Source organism: Leadbettera azotonutricia ZAS-9, assembly GCF_000214355.1.
Lineage (GTDB): Bacteria > Spirochaetota > Spirochaetia > Treponematales > Breznakiellaceae > Leadbettera > Leadbettera azotonutricia.
The window spans coordinates 548,812-564,870 of record NC_015577.1 but is presented as its reverse complement, the minus strand read 5'-3'; the positions used below and the strand labels follow the sequence as shown (position 1 = coordinate 564,870).

Genomic DNA, 16,059 nt, shown 5'->3' with positions numbered 1-16,059 from the left:
TACCTCTCTTAGTTTCCGTTTTTGGAGCTCAAGGTTCCAAAGGGAACCCCTGTGGCATATTCAAGATCGATGAGATCGCTCAAGTAGTTAAACTGTTGGGTCAGAAGCTGCAGCTCGGCTTGATTCAAAGACAGGGCTGCGTTCTGCACCTCAAGAAAATCCTGAAGCCCCGCTCGGTAAGCTTCCTCGGTTAACTGGTAGGATTGCTGCGCCATATCAACAGTCAGCTTCTGGGCTTCTGCAGTGGTTCTGGTTTTTTCAAGAGAATTAACTTTATTGTAAATCTCAAGTTCTGTTCCCCGTATGGCCTGGGCAAGTCCTATGTTAAGGCTGCGGACATTGTTGTCCATGTCCTTCAGGCTCTGGCCTTCCTTGGTAAAAGGCAAAAGACTATTAAGGCTCATTCCAAGAGTGACAGAAAAAGTACCGCCCTTGTTCCAGTTATCAGTAGTAAATAATTTATCCTTAAAAGGATCCAGCATGGGACTATACATGGAAGATATGTTCCACGCAAAAGCGAGGTAAGGAGTGTAAAGCTGCAGGGCCAGGGCCTTTCTCCCGCTCCGGAGGGCCTGAATGCTTTTCTGCAGTTCAAGAATATCGGGCTTGCCTGATGCAGCTTTTGAGATAAGCTCCGCCACGTCCAGGGGGATATAAAAATCGCCCCCTGTCATCGGCGCAAGCTCAAACTGGGTTTCGTAGGGCAGCCCAAGGCTCATGGCAAAACTGGCTTCCAGGGCCTTGAGATTATTCTCAAGCTCATTTATGGAAGGTTTCATGTTTTCCAAAGCTACCTGAGCCTGGAGAGCACTCAGCCTTGGCACGAGGCCGGCCTTGTAATTGGCTTCCGCCATATTGTAACGGCGCTCCGCAGTGGCAAGGCTTTTCTGCTGAAGGGCAACGGTTTCATGGAGCAGAAGTATCTGGTTATAACTTTTGCGCACATCCCGCTCGGTCTGGAGCCTGGCCTTTTCGAGGGTAACAAGCCCTGTCTGATAGTCCAGCTTGATGCTCTTTATCCCTTCTACCAAAGCAAAGCTAAAAGTTATAGCAGCCGAAATGTTGGCATTCACATGCCATTGGGGCAGGGTGGTGGAAGTCATGACGATACTTGGAAGGGCCGTATAATCCAGACTTTGACTGGTGGACGCCCAGTTATCCCGCGCAAGAGTGCCTCTGGCATCTATCGAAGGAAGAAACTGGTTCCACACCAGATCGGACTTGCGCTTCTTTGTATCCAGGGTTACCCGGGCGGACTCCAAACTAAGGTTGTTTTTAATCGCCAGATCCACCGCGTCATCAGGGGTCAGGCGGACTATATCCTGGCTGTGGGCGGCAACAGCACCGCAAACCAGCAGCAAAGCCAGGATAAGGGGACGAAATCGGATCATACGCAACTCCTATAGCGGCCTTGGGGAAACGCGGCTCCCGCCGAAACCCCAAGCCCGCAGACACAATGGATAAGCCCGCAATACGCGCGGCTTTTTACGGCTTTATGCCGTTTGATGCAATTACCTGTAATATAGCGCATTTTGCTCATCAGGATAAACCCTCCAGCCCCAGGACTATAAATTTATATAGAATCCTGGCGCTTTCATTCGAAATATTCCTGATTTCCTTGAACCTTTCATTTTTCTTCTCCTCTGGCCAGGCTGTATCGCCCTTGTTTCCCGGAATCCAGCGTACCAGCATATTCACGATCATAAAGAGTATCCACTGGGCTTCGTGAGTACTGTCATCCCCAGCCTTGGCAAAAACATCAAGTTTGATATTCGTAATGGGGTCGTAAATCCGGGCAGGAACCTCCGCCCCAAGTTCCAGCCTTCTTGTTTTGAACCAATCCAGGGCAATAAGAATCTCAGGCTTGGATCTGAGATAATCCACAATGGAAAAAATAGCCAGGTACAGCTGCGCCTCAGGAACCCTGGAAGTATTCACCTTGGCCCCCGCATAATCTATAATACGGTCAAATTCAGTGAGAAAAAGACGGCCCAGCATATCCTGACGGCTTTTAAAGTGGGCATAAAGGCCGCTTTTGGACAGGCCCGAACGCTTTGCCACCATCTCCATAGAGGCATTCCAGGGCCCTGCCTGGGCCACTGCCCCTGCTACAGCCTGAAGGAGCTTGTTATCCTCGGTTTCTTTCTCATAACTACCCGCAGCAGCAGCCTCCAGCATATTAAAGTCCAAAGCGGCTATTTTTTGCACCTTGAGTCCCAGGCCGTGCCGAATACGCTTTTCCATATCCGCAAGCGTACCGGCCACCAGTTTTTCCTCAGGCGCCCCTTCCCCTTTGTGGATATTGCGGTGAAAATGGGCTACCCAGAAGATACCGGTTACAAAAATGAACTGGGACCTGGACGGATACATGCCGGAATCATCGGCCTCCCTGGCCAGCTTCACCAAATTAATACCATTGGCAGCGAGCCTTTCAGCCATGGCCCGCATTTCCAGGCTGCTGTAAACCTGGAGCAGGGAAAAGAGGAAGGCATCCTTGTTCCGTATATAATACTCGGTTATGGCCCTCATCATGATATAAAAGCGCTCCCCTTTATCCTTGGTCATTAGAGCTTTTTCATAGCTCCCCTTGATAAAGGCCGCATACTCATCGAAAAAGCTTGAGTACATGGCGTCCAGCAGGGCCTGCTTGTCCTTAAAATGCCGGTACAGGGCGGGCTTGCTTACCCCCAGTTCCCTGGCTATGCTGGTGAGGCTAGTTGTTTTGTACAGTTCCCGCCCCCATACCTTGAAGGCGGTCCTGGTTATATCTTCGTTTGTCATCTATGTTACCGACCGTTCGTTAACATAGAAGATAACAAATTTGCTTGTCTTAGGCAACAGGAAAATGAAAGAAAATTTAAAATTTGTAAAAACTAAAAAGCCCCGTTAAAATACCGTCCCACATTAGACTTGTCTATCAACACCGTGGGGATCCTCACTTTAAGCTGCTCAGTACCCTCATGGAACCCATCGCCCTCGGGGTTCCGTGCAGAGGAGACCGCAAAGCCTATGGCCTCGGCGGCAATTTTCGGCGAATAGAGGGTCGTTGCCTTCACCAGAGGGTCATTATCACGTATAAGCCTCAAGGTTTCTCTTGATCCCCCGCCTCCCAGAAGCAACCGTATGTCCTTGCGGCCCGATTCTTTTACCGCTTTCAAAACACCGGTGAGGATATCGTCATCCTGGCAGAACAGAGCGTCAATCTTGGGAAAACGCCGCAACAGAGCGGCGGTCTCCTTGTATGCCGATTCGGCATTCAGGGCGATTGATTTGTATTGCCCCTCACCCAGCACATTCACAAGCGAAGGTTCTTTCGACATTTCCCCGAAAAAGGTATCCATCAGCTCGGTCTCTGAGAGGCTTGACCTGCCGCCCAGGCAGAGGTAATTGGTCATAAAAGCCGCCTTCATCTTTTTGGCAAGCCATTGACCGCTTATTGAGCCCATGGCCGCATAATCGCCGGAAATATCGGCATACCCAAAACCTGCATTTCCCAGACTCTGATCTATGACCACGATTCTCACACTTTTACTGTGAAGTTCTTTTAATTTAAGTGTAATAGTGCTAAAATCCAGGGGCAATATCAAAAGCCAGCCCATGCCCCATTCCTCAAGGCCGGTGATTTGGGCAAGCTGCTCTTCGGGAGCAGAAGCAGTGAGAATACGGAATTCAAAATTGCCCAGGGATTCCATGGCCGCAAGGGCCGTAGCCTGCACAGCCTCCTGATACAGGGCGGTATGCCAGGGCCGATCTTGTGACGGAAGAAGCACGCCGAACTTTGCCCGTATAGGCTCCGCTTCGGCCTCCCCCTTTGCAAAGAGGGGAGCTGACCAAAACAGGGCCAGGGCAAAAACAGCTATTACGGGAAAGAATCGAGGGGGTTCCAAAATGCCGGATTTTGTAACCCTTGCTTTGGATAAAAAGCCCAGAAAGCTAGTCCTTTTTCAGCGCATCGTCAAAGGCCACGTTGGAGGGGGCAAAGTCGGTCTTGCGCACAAAAGCGCAGGCTTCGGTTGCGCCGAATTCCCGCTCCATGCCCGAATCTTCCCATTCCACCGAGAGGGGGCCCTGATAATCCATGGCGTTGAGTTCGCGGATGATGTTCTCGAAATCCACGTCCCCGTGTCCCAGGGAACGGAAGTTCCAGCCCCTGCGGGTATCGCCGAAGGTGATGTGGGAACCGAGTATGCCGGCCTTGCCGTCCAGGGTTACTGCCGCGTCCTTCATGTGCACATGGTAGATCCTGTCCTTAAAATCCCTGAGGAACAGGTGGGGGCTCACGCCCTGCCAGATAAGGTGGGAAGGATCGAAGTTGAAGCCCAAGGTGGGGCGATAATCGAATTCCTTGAGAAGCCGCTCGGCGGAATAATAATCAAAGGCGATTTCCGTGGGGTGCACTTCCAGTGCGAATTTAATTCCGCACTTATCGTACTCGTCAAAAATGGGAGTCCACAGTTTTACAATTTCTTTGAAACCTTTATCCACCATGTCCTCGGAGGTCTGGGGGAAGGAGTACCAATACTTCCATATAGGGCTTCCCATAAAGCCCGTAACCACTTTGACGCCCAGATTCTTTGCGGTATTAGCAATGAGCTTCATCTCCGCAATGGCCCACTCGCGTATCTTCTCGGGGTTGCCGGAAAATTTTGAAGGGGCGAATCCGTCAAGCCGCGGGTCCCAGAGGTCGCCCACGCACTGTCCGGGAAGGTGCCCCGAAATTGCCCAACACTTGAGGCCGTTTTTGGCAAGAATAGCCTTGCGGTTTTCGATGTACGAAGGGTCCGAAGCGCCTTTGGCGGGGTCCATGTGATCCCCCCAGCAGGCAATTTCGAGGCCGTCGTAGCCAAAGGTTTTTGCTTTGGCGCACAAAGTTTCAAAGGGCAGGTCCGCCCATTGTCCGGTAAATAAAGTAACTGGTCTGCTCATAGTTCCTCCTATAAATTAACCCAAACAGCGCCCTTGTCAGAGCTTTCGACACACTTGCCGATAAAAACAACACCGTTCAACCCATCCTCTACCGTGGGGAAGTCCAAATCATCTTCGGTCAATGGCTTCCCTTCTTTCTGCTTTGCAAGGGCCGTGATGAAGGTCTTGTAGATATTTGCCAGAGCCTCAAAGTAGCCTTCAGGATGCCCCGAAGGGATGCGGGAAAAACCCTGCGCATGGGGATCAAAAGGATCCCGCCCACGGGACAGCACCGTGGTGGGTTTACCGAATTGGGAAAACTTGATGTAGTTGCATTCCTCTTCGTTAAATTCCACCGCACCCTTGTCGCCGAAGATCCTCACCTTGAGGGCATTATCATAACCTGACGCCACCTGGCTGCTCCAGTAAACGCCTTTGGCACCATTATCGTATTCCACCATGATTGTCGCGTTATCGTCCAGCACCCTGCCAGGGCCTATCTTGTCGAGCCGGGCGCAGAGGGACTTTATCTTGAGGCCGGTGAAGTAATGCACAAGGTTCTCGATGTGGGAACCCAGATCCCCCACGCTGTTGGACTTACCTGCCAGCTTGGGATCTGTCCTCCAGACTGCCTGCTTGTTCCCCTGTTTTTCGGAGGGAGCCAAAAGCCATTCCTGGGGATACTCGCCGGTGATAAAATGAATCTTTCCTATCTCGCCTTTTTTGATGAGTGCCTTTCCGTGTTTTACCGCAGGGTTCCCCGAATAGGTGTAGGTCACGCAAAAAAGGAGCTTGTTCTTTTCGGCAAGCTCTTGCAGTTCCCGGGCTTCGGAAGCTTCGATGCAGAGGGGCTTGTCGCAGACCACAGGAATTCCCCGGCTTAAAAAAGCCTTGGCGGCCCCATAATGGGCATAGTTCGGCGTTACAATCACCACAAAATCGATCTTGTCGGCACGCTTCGATTCTTCCTCGGCCATTTCCTCGTAGGTTGCATAGAGCCTTTCCCGCTTGATTCCCAGGGCCGCGCCGGTTGCCAGGGTGTTGTCTGCGGAACGGGAGAAACAGCCCGCTGCAATTTCGGCCATGCCGTCAAGGGCAATGGACTTGCGGTGCACATCCCCGATAAAGGAGCCCTGCCCTCCGCCCACCATGCCGTAGCGCAGCCGAGGCTTGAACTCAATATTGGCGCTGCTTTCTATCATAAGTCCCCCTTCGATACTTCATAGCAATAGTATAGCATATCCGTTAAAATAGGAAAATAATGAAAACCATAGCCGAGATCAGCGCAGCCGCAGTAAAAGCCCTTAAAGATTCAGGGAAAGAAATGCCCTTCATCGCGGCAGCCTCCGCCGCCGATGCCTCCACCCTGGCAAGCCTTGCAGCAGCGAAAAAACAAGGCCTGGGCAATGCCGTGTTGATAGGAAACAAGGGGGATATCGAGAGAACCGCCAAGGAAAGCAACATTGACATAAGCGGCTTCGAAATCCTGCATGAGCCCAGCCACTCTGCCGCAGCCGCAAAGGCAGCTGGACTTGTCCGTGAAGGCAAGGCTCAACTCCCCATGAAGGGCCTCGTCGAAACCGCAATCTTCCTTAAGGCGGTAATGAAAAAGGAAGGGGGTCTCAATACAGGGAAGCTCATCTCCCATGTTGGGGTGGTTGAATCCGCATTCTACCCCAAGCTGCTTTTTATAAGCGACGGCGCCCTCAATATAGCCCCCACCTTGAACGAAAAAATCGGCATCATCGAAAACGCCGTGGGCCTTGCCAGGGACTTGGGCATCCCCACCCCAAAGGTCGCCGTCCTTGCAGCCCTGGAGCAGGTAAACCCCGAGCGTATGCCCTGTACCGCCGATGCCGCCATACTCACTCAAATGAACCGCAGGGGCCGCATCGCCAATTGCATTGTTGACGGACCTCTCGCATTGGACAACGCAGTGCACCCCGCCTCTGCCCGCATCAAGGGCATAGACAGCCCCATTGCAGCGGACGCGGACATACTCATAACCCCATCGATAGAAGCAGGCAACATGCTCTTCAAATCCATCATGTATCTGGGAAATGCCAAAGGCGCAGGCATACTTCTGGGCGCCAAAGCGCCGGTCATACTTTCGAGCCGCGCTTCAGATGCTGAAACACGGCTTGCGTCCATTGCTTTGGCAGTATTGAATTGGGTTAAGGAAGGGGTTTAGGGAAAACAGCTAAAGCCTTATTTCCTGGACAAAGCTATAACGAGGTCGCGTTTGCCCTCTTTGGTGGCCTTTTCCAGGGGGGTGAAGCCTTTTTTGTCCTTGATGGTCTTGTCAGCATTGTAGGAAAGAAGCAGCTTTACCGCATCGGGCTTGTTGAGCCATACGGCATAATGCAGGGGGGTATAGCCGTTCGACGCAACCTGGGCGTTCACGTCGAATCCGCTATCCAAAAGCAGCTGGATCACCTCAAGATTGCTCTCGAAGATGGCTTCGTGGACGGCGCTTGCCCCAAAGTGGTCGCGTACATCCGGGTCGGGCTTGGTGGCCAGGATGAGCCTGACCATTTCCACATCGCCTTTATAGGCGGCGTTGAGTATGGCTGTAGGGGGAAAATCCTGGGCGAACACAGTCCCCAAGGGGAGAAAGGAGGCGAGTATTAATGCTATACGAACATGCCTTTTCATAAGCTTACTATAATATATCGTCAGAAAGGAGGTTTTACAAGGGGTTTTTTTATCCTGGCCCTTGTAAAATTTTGTTTCCAGGGTTATGCGCAATCATTCAGGTTGCCTTCGAGCCTGTTCAAAGCCCTTGCTTCGAGCTGATGCACCGCCTCGCTTGAGATGTTGAGGCGCTTCCCGATTTCCTTGAGCGTATGCTCCTCGCTGTTCCAAAGCCCAAAGCGGTATATCACAACTGCCTTCTGGCGCTTGGTGAGAACCTGGAGGGAATCCCTGACTTTTTCCTTTAGCTGGGCTTCGATGACAAAATCCGCCGGATCCTTCCCCCTGTCGTCAATAAAAGTGTCTTCCAGGGTTTGATCCATCCCGGCATCCTTAGGCGCATTCAGGGAAAGGATCTCCTGCCCGGCCTTTCTTACAGACCTGACCTTCTCAGATTCCCACCCAAGCATGGATGCAAGCTCTTCAACCTGCGGCTCCATGCCGTTTTCCTGGTAGAACTGATTGGAAAGCTTCCTGACCTGGTTGCATTCCTTGACTTTATAGGCAGGAAGCCTTACAGCCCTGCCCCTGTCTGCCAAAGCGGAATTGATAGCGGACTTTACGCAATAACCCGCATAGGTCGAAAACCTTGTGCCCAGGGTGTGATCGAATTTGCCTATTGCCTTGTTAAGGCCGATGCACCCTTCCTGGACAAGGTCGTCAAAATCCAGGCCCTGACCCCGGTACTTGCCGGCAATGGCCATCACCATTTTGCCAAAGGCAAGCACCAGCCTGTTTTGCCGGTTCCTGATATTCTCCAGAATATCCAGGGCTTTGCGGCCTGCATGGGGGAGGCGTTTTAACTCTTTCTTGTAGCGTTCGAGTTCATTGAAAAGCGCTGCTTCATCCTCCGCGGACAACGCTTTCGCATCTTTGAATTCCCAAAAAGCCCCTTTCTGGGAAACCGGCGACAGAGTACCCAGAGAATCCTTCATCTGAACCTCCTGTTCATTAAGGACGCCAATAGCATACCCTCCAAAGATATGCTAACCAGGTAAATCAAAGTACTTTAGGGCTGTAGCAGCAAAAAATTAAATGAAGACTAGAACCGCTGGTGAGCAAAACGGCTTTTGGGCGGGACGACTTTAAGAGAGTGAAATTTACTTTTAAGGTATAACTGCATACCAAATATTATACCACATATTAGCGGAAAAATCAAGGTTTTCGGGGAGAAAAATTTGAAAAAACAGGGACCTGCCCGGAAAATATATGCTTATCTATTGCGAAGCTCAAAGGACTTTTTCTTCAAATTCATTCATTCGCCCCTGAGATGAATTTTTCCAATGCATTTATCGATATAATCTCGCTTATGTCTTCCACAAATTTACTGTTCTCTTTTGTATTGCTTGCCAATGAATTCTTTAATAATATTGGCATTAAATCATGATCCAATGCCCCGCGATAGGTTGATAAAACACAATATACCGCGTTATACCCGGTAATAATTAACGTATCGACACCCTCTTTAATAATATACTCCAATAAACCGGTTTTATTGAAACTGTTATTGTAATTCTTTATTATCCGTTTTTCGTCAGGTTTCGGTTTTAATGCATCAATTAAATCAAATCCGATGGTACCCTGTATTACATTGCCTTTTTTATCTTCATCTTGAACCCAAATAATCGGATAATTCTTTCCCCTGAATAATTCGACAGCATAATTAATATATTCAGATGCCTGATCCATTGATTCCTTTGCATAACCTGTGTAATAGGCTTTTTGCATATCAATTATTAACAATGCCAATTTCATACTATTTCCCCTCACCTTCCGCAAATATCCGTAATACGCTTAATTTTCACCGCAAGTTCCGATTCGATTTGCCCGGGGAGCAATCGCCAGCACCAGTTGTTGCCACCCAGGGTAGAGGGCGCATTCATGCGCCCCTGCTTGCCCAGGCCAAGATAATCCTGCAGGGGGATAACCGCGAGGTCGGCAACACAGGAAAGGGCGGTACGGATATAAGCCCAGTTTCCGTCCTTGCTTGATTTAAGGCCGAAGTAATCCAGGGCTAGTTTGGCATCTTCAGGCGGCGCGGATTTAAACCAGTCCATGGAAGTAGTGTTGTCATGGGTACCGGTGTAAACCACGCAATTGCGTATGTATGAATGGGGCATATAATCCCCTGACTCCCTGGAGTCAAAGGCGAACTGGAGCACCTTCATGCCTGGGTAGCCCGAGGCTTTGAGCAGGGCTTTGACCTCCGGGGTGAGGTAGCCAAGATCCTCGGCGATTATGGCAGCGCCGGGGAGCTGCTTGTTTACGGCGTTGATAAACGAAAGGCCCGGGCCTTTGACCCACTCGCCGTTAGCTGCGGTCTTGTCGGCTGCGAGGATAGAGTAATAACTCTCGAAGCCCCGGAAGTGGTCTATGCGCACCACATCGTAAAGCGAAAGGCTTTCGCGGAGCCGCAGTATCCACCAGGCAAAGTTGGTTTTCCTGATATAATCCCAGCGGTAGAGAGGGTTCCCCCAGAGCTGGCCGTCTGCGGCAAAGGGGTCCGGCGGGCAGCCGGAAACACGGATGGGGCGCAGATCCTTGTCGAGCTGGAAAAGATCGCTGTTGGCCCAGGTGTCGGAACTATCCATGGACACATAGATAGGCATATCCCCGATAATGGATATGCCCCGGCTATTGGCGTAGTGCTTCAAAGCTGACCATTGGCGGAAAGCCTGGTACTGCACAAACACGTGATAATCAATTTCTTCTATATAATCTTCCCTCGCCTTGGCAAGAGCATCCTTTTTGCGAAACCGCAAGCCTTCTTCCCAATCGAGCCATGCCTTTCCCTGGTTCGCTTTTTTCAATGCCATAAAGAGGCTGTAATCTTCGAGCCAAAAAGCGTTCTTCTCCCTAAAGTCCTTGAAGGCTTTGACAAGCCTGAACTTCTCGAAAGCAAGGCGCAGAATTTTTTCCCTCCGGTGATAAAGGGCGCCGTAGTTTACAGAGCCGGGCCTTGAACCCCAGACTATCTTTTCGGCCTCCCCTTTTTTAAGAAGTCCTTCGCTGGCGAGGGTGTCGAGGTCTATATAATAGGAAGAAACAGCAAAAGCTGAAAAACTCTGATAGGGGCTGTTGCCCCAGCCGGTGGGGCCAAGGGGCAGAATCTGCCAGTATTTCTGGCCTGCTTTGGCGAGGAAATCGCACCACTCCCTGCCTGCTGTTCCAAAAGAACCAATCCCATAGGGAGAAGGCAAACTGCTTACGGCCAACAAGATCCCTGCTGCTCTTTCCATTTTTTTATCCTTACTTTATAGTAAGGCTAAGTGATTTTTAACGGAGTTTCAAGGGAACCTCCAACGAAGTTTCAAGGAGTTATGATGGCCAGGAGAGGTAAAGTTGTCATCGACCGGGAACTGTGCAAGGGCTGCTTTTTATGCATCCGCGCCTGTCCGGTCAAGGTTTTGGAAGAGGATACGGAGCCGAACTCCACGGGTACTTACCCGACAAAGGCGGCCCATCCTGAAAAGTGCATAGCCTGCGGGAGCTGTTTCGAAGTATGCCCCGATGTCTGCATCGAGCTTTTTGAACTTGAGGGGGCGGAAGCATGAACAGCGAAAAAGTATTGATGAAGGGCAACGACGCTATTGCCGAAGCCGCTATCAGGGCAGGCTGCACCGCTTATTTCGGCTACCCCATCACCCCCCAGAACGAGCTTATCGCCTACATGGCAAAAAATATGCTTGATAAAGGCCGGGTCTTTATCCAGGCTGAAAGCGAAGTGGCGGCCATCAACATGGTGTATGGCGCTTCCTGCGCAGGCGCCAGGGCCATGACCTCATCGTCAAGCCCGGGCATCAGCCTTAAACAGGAGGGCATTTCCTACGCGGCAGGCGCGGACGTTCCTGCGGTCATCGTCAATGTAGTGCGGGGCGGCCCCGGACTCGGTTCCATTGCCCCTTCCCAGGCCGATTATTTCCAGTCCACCAGAGGCGGCGGCCACGGCGACTACTACTGCATAGTGCTGGCCCCCAAAAGCGTGCAGGAATGCGCCGACCTCACCTACCTGGCCTTTGACCTTGCGGACAAATACCGCACCCCGGTCATCGTGCTGGCCGACGGCATGATAGGCCAAATGATGGAAGGCGTGGTGCTTCCCCCGGAAAAAAACCTCAAAGACCTTCCCAAACGGGATTGGGCTGTGGGTCACATGGCAGGCTCGGGCCGCAGCGATTCAAGGCACATCACGTCCATCCACCTTGTTCCCGAAGAACTTGAGGAAACAGTGCGGGCCCGCTATGCCCGCTACGAAACCATCAAAAAGGCCGAAGTGCGTTTTGAAGCCGTAGGAACAGAGGATGCCGACCTGGTGCTGGCGGCCTACGGCACTTCCGCCCGTATCTGCCTGGGCGCCCGGAAGCTCGCCGAAAAAGAAGGCATCAAGCTGGGCATATTCCGTCCCATCACGGTCTGGCCCTTCCCCTACGATGAGCTGGCAAAGATAGCCTCCAACGGCAAGCCCCTCCTCACGGTGGAAATGTCCATGGGCCAGATGGTAGAAGACGTAAAACTCAGCGTCCTCGAAGCGGTGAACAAGGGCGCAAAACCTGCGCCGGTTCATCTTTTGGGCCACCTCGGCGGGGTCATTCCCACAGAAGAAGAAGTCTTCGCCGAAGCGAAAAAAATCCTGGGGAGAAAATAATGAAGCAACTTAAAGGATATCCGAAAAGTTTATACAAAGTTCCCACCAAGTACTGCGGAGGCTGCGGCCACGGCGTGATCCACCGCATCATCACCGAGCTCATCGACGAGATGGGCCTGCGGGAAAAAACAGTCATCACCAACCCCGTAGGCTGCGCCATCTGGGCGGACCTTTACTTTGATACCGACACGGTGCAGCCCGCCCACGGACGCACCCCGGCGGCGGCAACCGGCATCAAGCGCATACTTCCCGACCACCTGGTGATCTGCTACCAGGGCGACGGCGACATGGCCGCCATAGGTACTGCCGAAATGGTTCACGCCGCCAACAGGGGCGAAAAGTTCACCACCATTTTCGTGAACAACGCCATCTACGGCATGACAGGCGGTCAAATGGCCCCCACCACCCTCATCGGCCAAAAGGCGACCACCGCCCCCAGGGGCCGCGACCCCGATGCCGCCGGCATGGGCTACCCCATCAGGGTTTCGGAAATGCTTGCCACCCTGGATGGCACCCGCTACATTGCCCGGGGCGCGGTGAACAACGCAGCCAACGCCCGAAAAACCAAGGCCTACATCAAAAAAGCCCTGGAAGCCCAAATGCAGGGCAAAGGCTTTACTATGGTAGAAATCCTCTCTCAATGCCCCACCAACTGGAGCATGAGCCCCGCCGACTCGGTTGACTGGCTCGAAAAGAACATGATCCCCGTCTTCCCCCTGGGGGAGATAAAAAACACCCTTGAAAGCAAAGCAGAGGGGGCTTCCAAATGACAGAGAAATCATTTTTCGCCGGATTCGGCGGCCAGGGCATCATCTCCCTGGGTCAAATTTGGGTCTACTGCGCCATGAAAGAAGGCAAAAACGTCACCTTCTTCCCCTTTTACGGTGCTGAAAAACGCGGCGGCATTGCCCGCGCAGGTGTCATCGTCTCGGACGAAGAAATCGCAAGCCCCCTGGTAACCACCCCCGACTCGGTGTTGGTGATGAACCCCGACTCCCTCCCCCTTTGCGAGGGGATACTCAAAGAGGGCGGCCTCATGCTCATCAATTCGAGCCTCGTTAAAGACGAGCCCAAGCGCAAGGACATTAAAACCATCAAGATAGAGGCATCGGGCATAGCCGAAAAAATCGGCAACATCCGCTTCGCCAACATGGTAGCCCTGGGGGCCATAGCCAAGCTCACCGGCGCCCTCAAGCTTACGGAAATCGAAGCCATACTCAAGAACTTCTTTACCCCGGACAAGCATAAATTTGTGCCGCTGAATGTGGAAGCTATTCGGGCGGGCTTTGACGCTGTCTAAGACGCGGTCACTTCTGTCGAAGCCCACGCCGTGCAACCGGACGGTTGGGTTTGCCCGCTCGCCAGCTCGCGGGATTGTTTGGGCGGGGTTTGGTGCTGTCTAGGAGATTATCAAGACAGGGAAATAGTAAGCCGTTTCCCCAACGCCTTTGCGAACCGGGATAAGGTTTCCACGGAACTGTTATAGGAAGGGTCAAGAATATTGTCTACCGTCATTCGGGAAGTGTTCATTCTTTATGTCCCAATCCCCAGATCTTCGACTTTTTTTACCGCCTGCTCCCGCAGCAAATACTTCTGGATCTTCCCGCTTGAGGTGAGGGGGAAGGATTCGACAAAGAACACATACTTGGGGATCTTGAAGCGGCTGATTTTGCCCCGGCAGTAGTCGCGTACATCTTCTTCGGTCATGGTAATAGCGGGGTGCAGTATAACGAATGCCCCAACTTCTTCGCCGTATTTTTTGCTGGCAACGCCCACTACCTGCACGTCCTTGACGCCGGGCATGGTGTAGAGGAAGTCCTCGATTTCTTTGGGGTACACGTTTTCGCCGCCCCGGATGATCATGTCCTTGATGCGGCCTGTTACGCGGAAATAGCCCTTTTCGTCTTTGACGCCCAGGTCGCCTGAATGGAGCCAGCCTTTTTTATCAATGCACTTGGCGGTATCTTCGGGCAGTTTGTAGTAGCCCTTCATGGTGTTGTAGCCCCGGCAGCAAAATTCGCCATGGGTTCCGTTGGCACATTCCTCGCCTGTTTCGGGGTCCCTGATGGTCACTTCGACGCCGGGCAGGGCGCGGCCTACGGTTTCAACTTTTACTTCTATTGGGTCATCGTAACGGGTCTGGGTCATTCCCGGCGAACTTTCGGTGAGGCCGTACACAATGGTTACTTCGCTCATATGCATAAGGTCGATAACCTGGCGCATGGCTTCGATGGGGCAGACGGATCCTGCCATGATGCCGGTGCGGAGGCTTGTGAGGTCGAACATCTTGAACATGGGGTGGTTGAGTTCGGCGATGAACATGGTGGGCACGCCGTAAACAGCGGTGCACTTTTCTTTTTGTATGGTCGCCAGAACCAGCAGGGGGTCGAACCATTCCAAAATAGCTGCGGTGGAGCCATGGGTGATGATGGACATCATTCCCAGGACGAGGCCGAAACAATGGAAAAGGGGCACCGGGAGACATACGATGTCTTTTTCGGTGTAGCGCATATTGTCCCCAAGGCCGAGGCCGTTGTTGAGTATGTTCCTGTGGGTGAGCATGACGCCTTTGGGGAATCCTGTGGTCCCGCTTGTGTACTGCATGTTCACCACATCGTTGCGGTCGAGGGTGGCTTCAATATCGTGAAGCTGTTTAATATCGGTGTACTTTCCCAAAAGCAGAACTTCGTTGAGGCTGTACATGCCCCGGTGTTTCTGCTGGCCTATGTAGATCACGCTTTTAAGGAAGGGGAATTTTTCGCTCTTGAGATAGCCCCGCTGGGCGGTCTTGAGCTCGGGCACAAGATCGTACACCATGGCAACATAATCCGAATCGCGCCAGCCGTCTATGATGCAGATGCAGGCAAGGTCTGACTGCTTCATGAGGAATTCAAGTTCGTGGCTCTTGTAGCCGGTGTTGACGGTGACGAAAACCATGCCGGCCCTGGCGCACGCAAAGAGGGCGGTGTTCCAGTCGGGTACATTGGTTGCCCAGAATCCTACATGATCACCCTTCTTTAAGCCTATGGCTAAAAGGCCCAGGGCAAGCTCGTCCACGCGCCTGTCGAATTCGGCATAGGTAAAGCGGAGAGCCCTGTCGGCATAGACGAGGAATTCATGATCCGGCTGCTTCGCCGCTGTTTCCCTCAGCACCTGGCTCAGGGTTTTTTCTATATACTCCATCCTGTTGATCCTGTTAATGTTTATACGGGCGTATAAATTACAGCCACGATACGTACGGGCTTTCCGTCGGCGGAGATAACCCGGTGAGGTACGATTGAATCGTAATAGACTGAATCGCCTTCATGGAGGACGCTGTTCTCTGAACCGTATTCCAGGGCAAGGTTCCCTGAAAGAATATAAATGAATTCCTCGCCTTCGTGGGTGGATTTGGCCTGTTCGGCATCGGGTTCTATGTCCACGATGAAGGGCTCCATGTGGCGGCTGTTCTTGTCGGCTGCCAAGGCTTTGAAGATCAGGCCCTTATGAGAATCGTCCTTGGCTGCTTCGGGAACTCCGGTTATAAAGCGGGCGGCTTCGCCGGCTTTTCCGGCCCTGGTGATTACCGGGCCAAGCTCTTCATGATCATCCAGGAGGGTCCCGAGCCGCACTCCCAGGGCGCGGGAAATTTTTAAAAGCGGGGCAAGGTCGGGTATGTGGCCTTCTTCTTCTATCCTGCGGATAAGCTCTGTGGATATTCCACTGCGTTCGGACAAAGTTTCCCTGGAAACCCCGTAGGTTTTGCATAATTCGGCAATGCGTTCGCCTGGGGTATGTTTAGCGGCCATGTTTTCTCCTAAACATCGTATATTATT

At 52.2% G+C, this 16,059-nt stretch carries 16 protein-coding genes; 5 read left to right on the top strand and 11 right to left on the bottom strand.

Annotated features, from left to right (window positions below; genetic code table 11):
* Positions 1 to 8: 8 nt before the first annotated feature.
* The 5 genes from TREAZ_RS02525 to TREAZ_RS02505 form a co-directional block, all read right to left on the bottom strand.
* Positions 9 to 1,391 carry a TolC family protein gene (locus TREAZ_RS02525; RefSeq protein WP_015710228.1) on the bottom strand — a complete coding sequence of 461 codons (1,383 nt, stop codon included), beginning with the start codon at positions 1,389 to 1,391 and terminating at the stop codon, positions 9 to 11.
* A gap of 148 nt (positions 1,392 to 1,539) precedes the next feature.
* Positions 1,540 to 2,781, bottom strand: coding sequence for a TetR/AcrR family transcriptional regulator (locus tag TREAZ_RS02520; protein WP_015710227.1), 1,242 nt, complete (start codon positions 2,779 to 2,781; stop codon positions 1,540 to 1,542).
* Between the two features lie 92 nt (positions 2,782 to 2,873).
* Positions 2,874 to 3,887, bottom strand: a complete 1,014-nt coding sequence (locus tag TREAZ_RS02515; protein ID WP_015710226.1) for a substrate-binding domain-containing protein — start codon at positions 3,885 to 3,887, stop codon at positions 2,874 to 2,876.
* A gap of 46 nt (positions 3,888 to 3,933) precedes the next feature.
* Positions 3,934 to 4,926 carry a sugar phosphate isomerase/epimerase family protein gene (locus TREAZ_RS02510; protein WP_015710225.1) on the bottom strand — a complete coding sequence of 331 codons (993 nt, stop codon included), beginning with the start codon at positions 4,924 to 4,926 and terminating at the stop codon, positions 3,934 to 3,936.
* 8 nt (positions 4,927 to 4,934) lie between these two features.
* Positions 4,935 to 6,107, bottom strand: coding sequence for a Gfo/Idh/MocA family protein (locus TREAZ_RS02505; RefSeq protein WP_015710224.1), 1,173 nt, complete (start codon positions 6,105 to 6,107; stop codon positions 4,935 to 4,937).
* Between the two features lie 59 nt (positions 6,108 to 6,166).
* On the opposite strand from TREAZ_RS02505, the gene TREAZ_RS02500 reads away from it, so the two are divergent.
* Positions 6,167 to 7,096 carry a bifunctional enoyl-CoA hydratase/phosphate acetyltransferase gene (locus tag TREAZ_RS02500; protein ID WP_015710223.1) on the top strand — a complete coding sequence of 310 codons (930 nt, stop codon included), beginning with the start codon at positions 6,167 to 6,169 and terminating at the stop codon, positions 7,094 to 7,096.
* A gap of 17 nt (positions 7,097 to 7,113) precedes the next feature.
* On the opposite strand, the gene TREAZ_RS02495 is transcribed toward TREAZ_RS02500, so the two are convergent.
* The 4 genes from TREAZ_RS02495 to malQ form a co-directional block, all read right to left on the bottom strand.
* A complete protein-coding gene (locus TREAZ_RS02495) occupies positions 7,114 to 7,560 on the bottom strand; it encodes an ankyrin repeat domain-containing protein (RefSeq protein ID WP_043923239.1) in 447 nt (148 codons plus the stop codon).
* A gap of 83 nt (positions 7,561 to 7,643) precedes the next feature.
* On the bottom strand, positions 7,644 to 8,534 hold the full coding sequence (locus TREAZ_RS02490; protein ID WP_015710221.1) for a sigma-70 family RNA polymerase sigma factor: 891 nt from the start codon (positions 8,532 to 8,534) through the stop codon (positions 7,644 to 7,646).
* 316 nt (positions 8,535 to 8,850) lie between these two features.
* Positions 8,851 to 9,354 carry a cysteine hydrolase family protein gene (locus TREAZ_RS02485; protein ID WP_015710220.1) on the bottom strand — a complete coding sequence of 168 codons (504 nt, stop codon included), beginning with the start codon at positions 9,352 to 9,354 and terminating at the stop codon, positions 8,851 to 8,853.
* An 11-nt stretch (positions 9,355 to 9,365) separates the two neighbouring features.
* On the bottom strand, positions 9,366 to 10,838 hold the full coding sequence (gene malQ, locus TREAZ_RS02480; RefSeq protein ID WP_015710219.1) for a 4-alpha-glucanotransferase: 1,473 nt from the start codon (positions 10,836 to 10,838) through the stop codon (positions 9,366 to 9,368).
* Positions 10,839 to 10,919: 81 nt separating this feature from the next.
* Between malQ and TREAZ_RS02475 the strand changes: the two genes are divergently transcribed.
* Genes TREAZ_RS02475 through TREAZ_RS02460 form a run of 4 tightly spaced genes read left to right on the top strand, consistent with a single transcriptional unit; the run spans position 10,920 to position 13,544 of the window.
* Positions 10,920 to 11,153 carry a 4Fe-4S dicluster domain-containing protein gene (locus tag TREAZ_RS02475; protein WP_043922761.1) on the top strand — a complete coding sequence of 78 codons (234 nt, stop codon included), beginning with the start codon at positions 10,920 to 10,922 and terminating at the stop codon, positions 11,151 to 11,153.
* Positions 11,150 to 12,244 carry a 3-methyl-2-oxobutanoate dehydrogenase subunit VorB gene (vorB, locus tag TREAZ_RS02470; protein WP_015710217.1) on the top strand — a complete coding sequence of 365 codons (1,095 nt, stop codon included), beginning with the start codon at positions 11,150 to 11,152 and terminating at the stop codon, positions 12,242 to 12,244. Before TREAZ_RS02475 ends, vorB begins: the two co-directional genes overlap by 4 nt.
* Entirely contained in the window at positions 12,244 to 13,014 is a 771-nt protein-coding gene (locus TREAZ_RS02465) for a thiamine pyrophosphate-dependent enzyme (RefSeq protein WP_015710216.1), read from the top strand. Before vorB ends, TREAZ_RS02465 begins: the two co-directional genes overlap by 1 nt.
* On the top strand, positions 13,011 to 13,544 hold the full coding sequence (locus TREAZ_RS02460; protein WP_015710215.1) for a 2-oxoacid:ferredoxin oxidoreductase subunit gamma family protein: 534 nt from the start codon (positions 13,011 to 13,013) through the stop codon (positions 13,542 to 13,544). Before TREAZ_RS02465 ends, TREAZ_RS02460 begins: the two co-directional genes overlap by 4 nt.
* A gap of 233 nt (positions 13,545 to 13,777) precedes the next feature.
* Here the strand turns inward: TREAZ_RS02460 and TREAZ_RS02455 are convergent, their stop codons facing one another.
* Together TREAZ_RS02455 and TREAZ_RS02450 are read right to left on the bottom strand one after the other, a co-directional pair.
* Entirely contained in the window at positions 13,778 to 15,427 is a 1,650-nt protein-coding gene (locus tag TREAZ_RS02455; RefSeq protein WP_015710213.1) for an AMP-binding protein, read from the bottom strand.
* A gap of 20 nt (positions 15,428 to 15,447) precedes the next feature.
* Positions 15,448 to 16,032: a cupin domain-containing protein gene (locus tag TREAZ_RS02450; protein WP_015710212.1), complete on the bottom strand. Its 585-nt coding sequence runs from the start codon at positions 16,030 to 16,032 to the stop codon at positions 15,448 to 15,450.
* Positions 16,033 to 16,059: the final 27 nt, after the last annotated feature.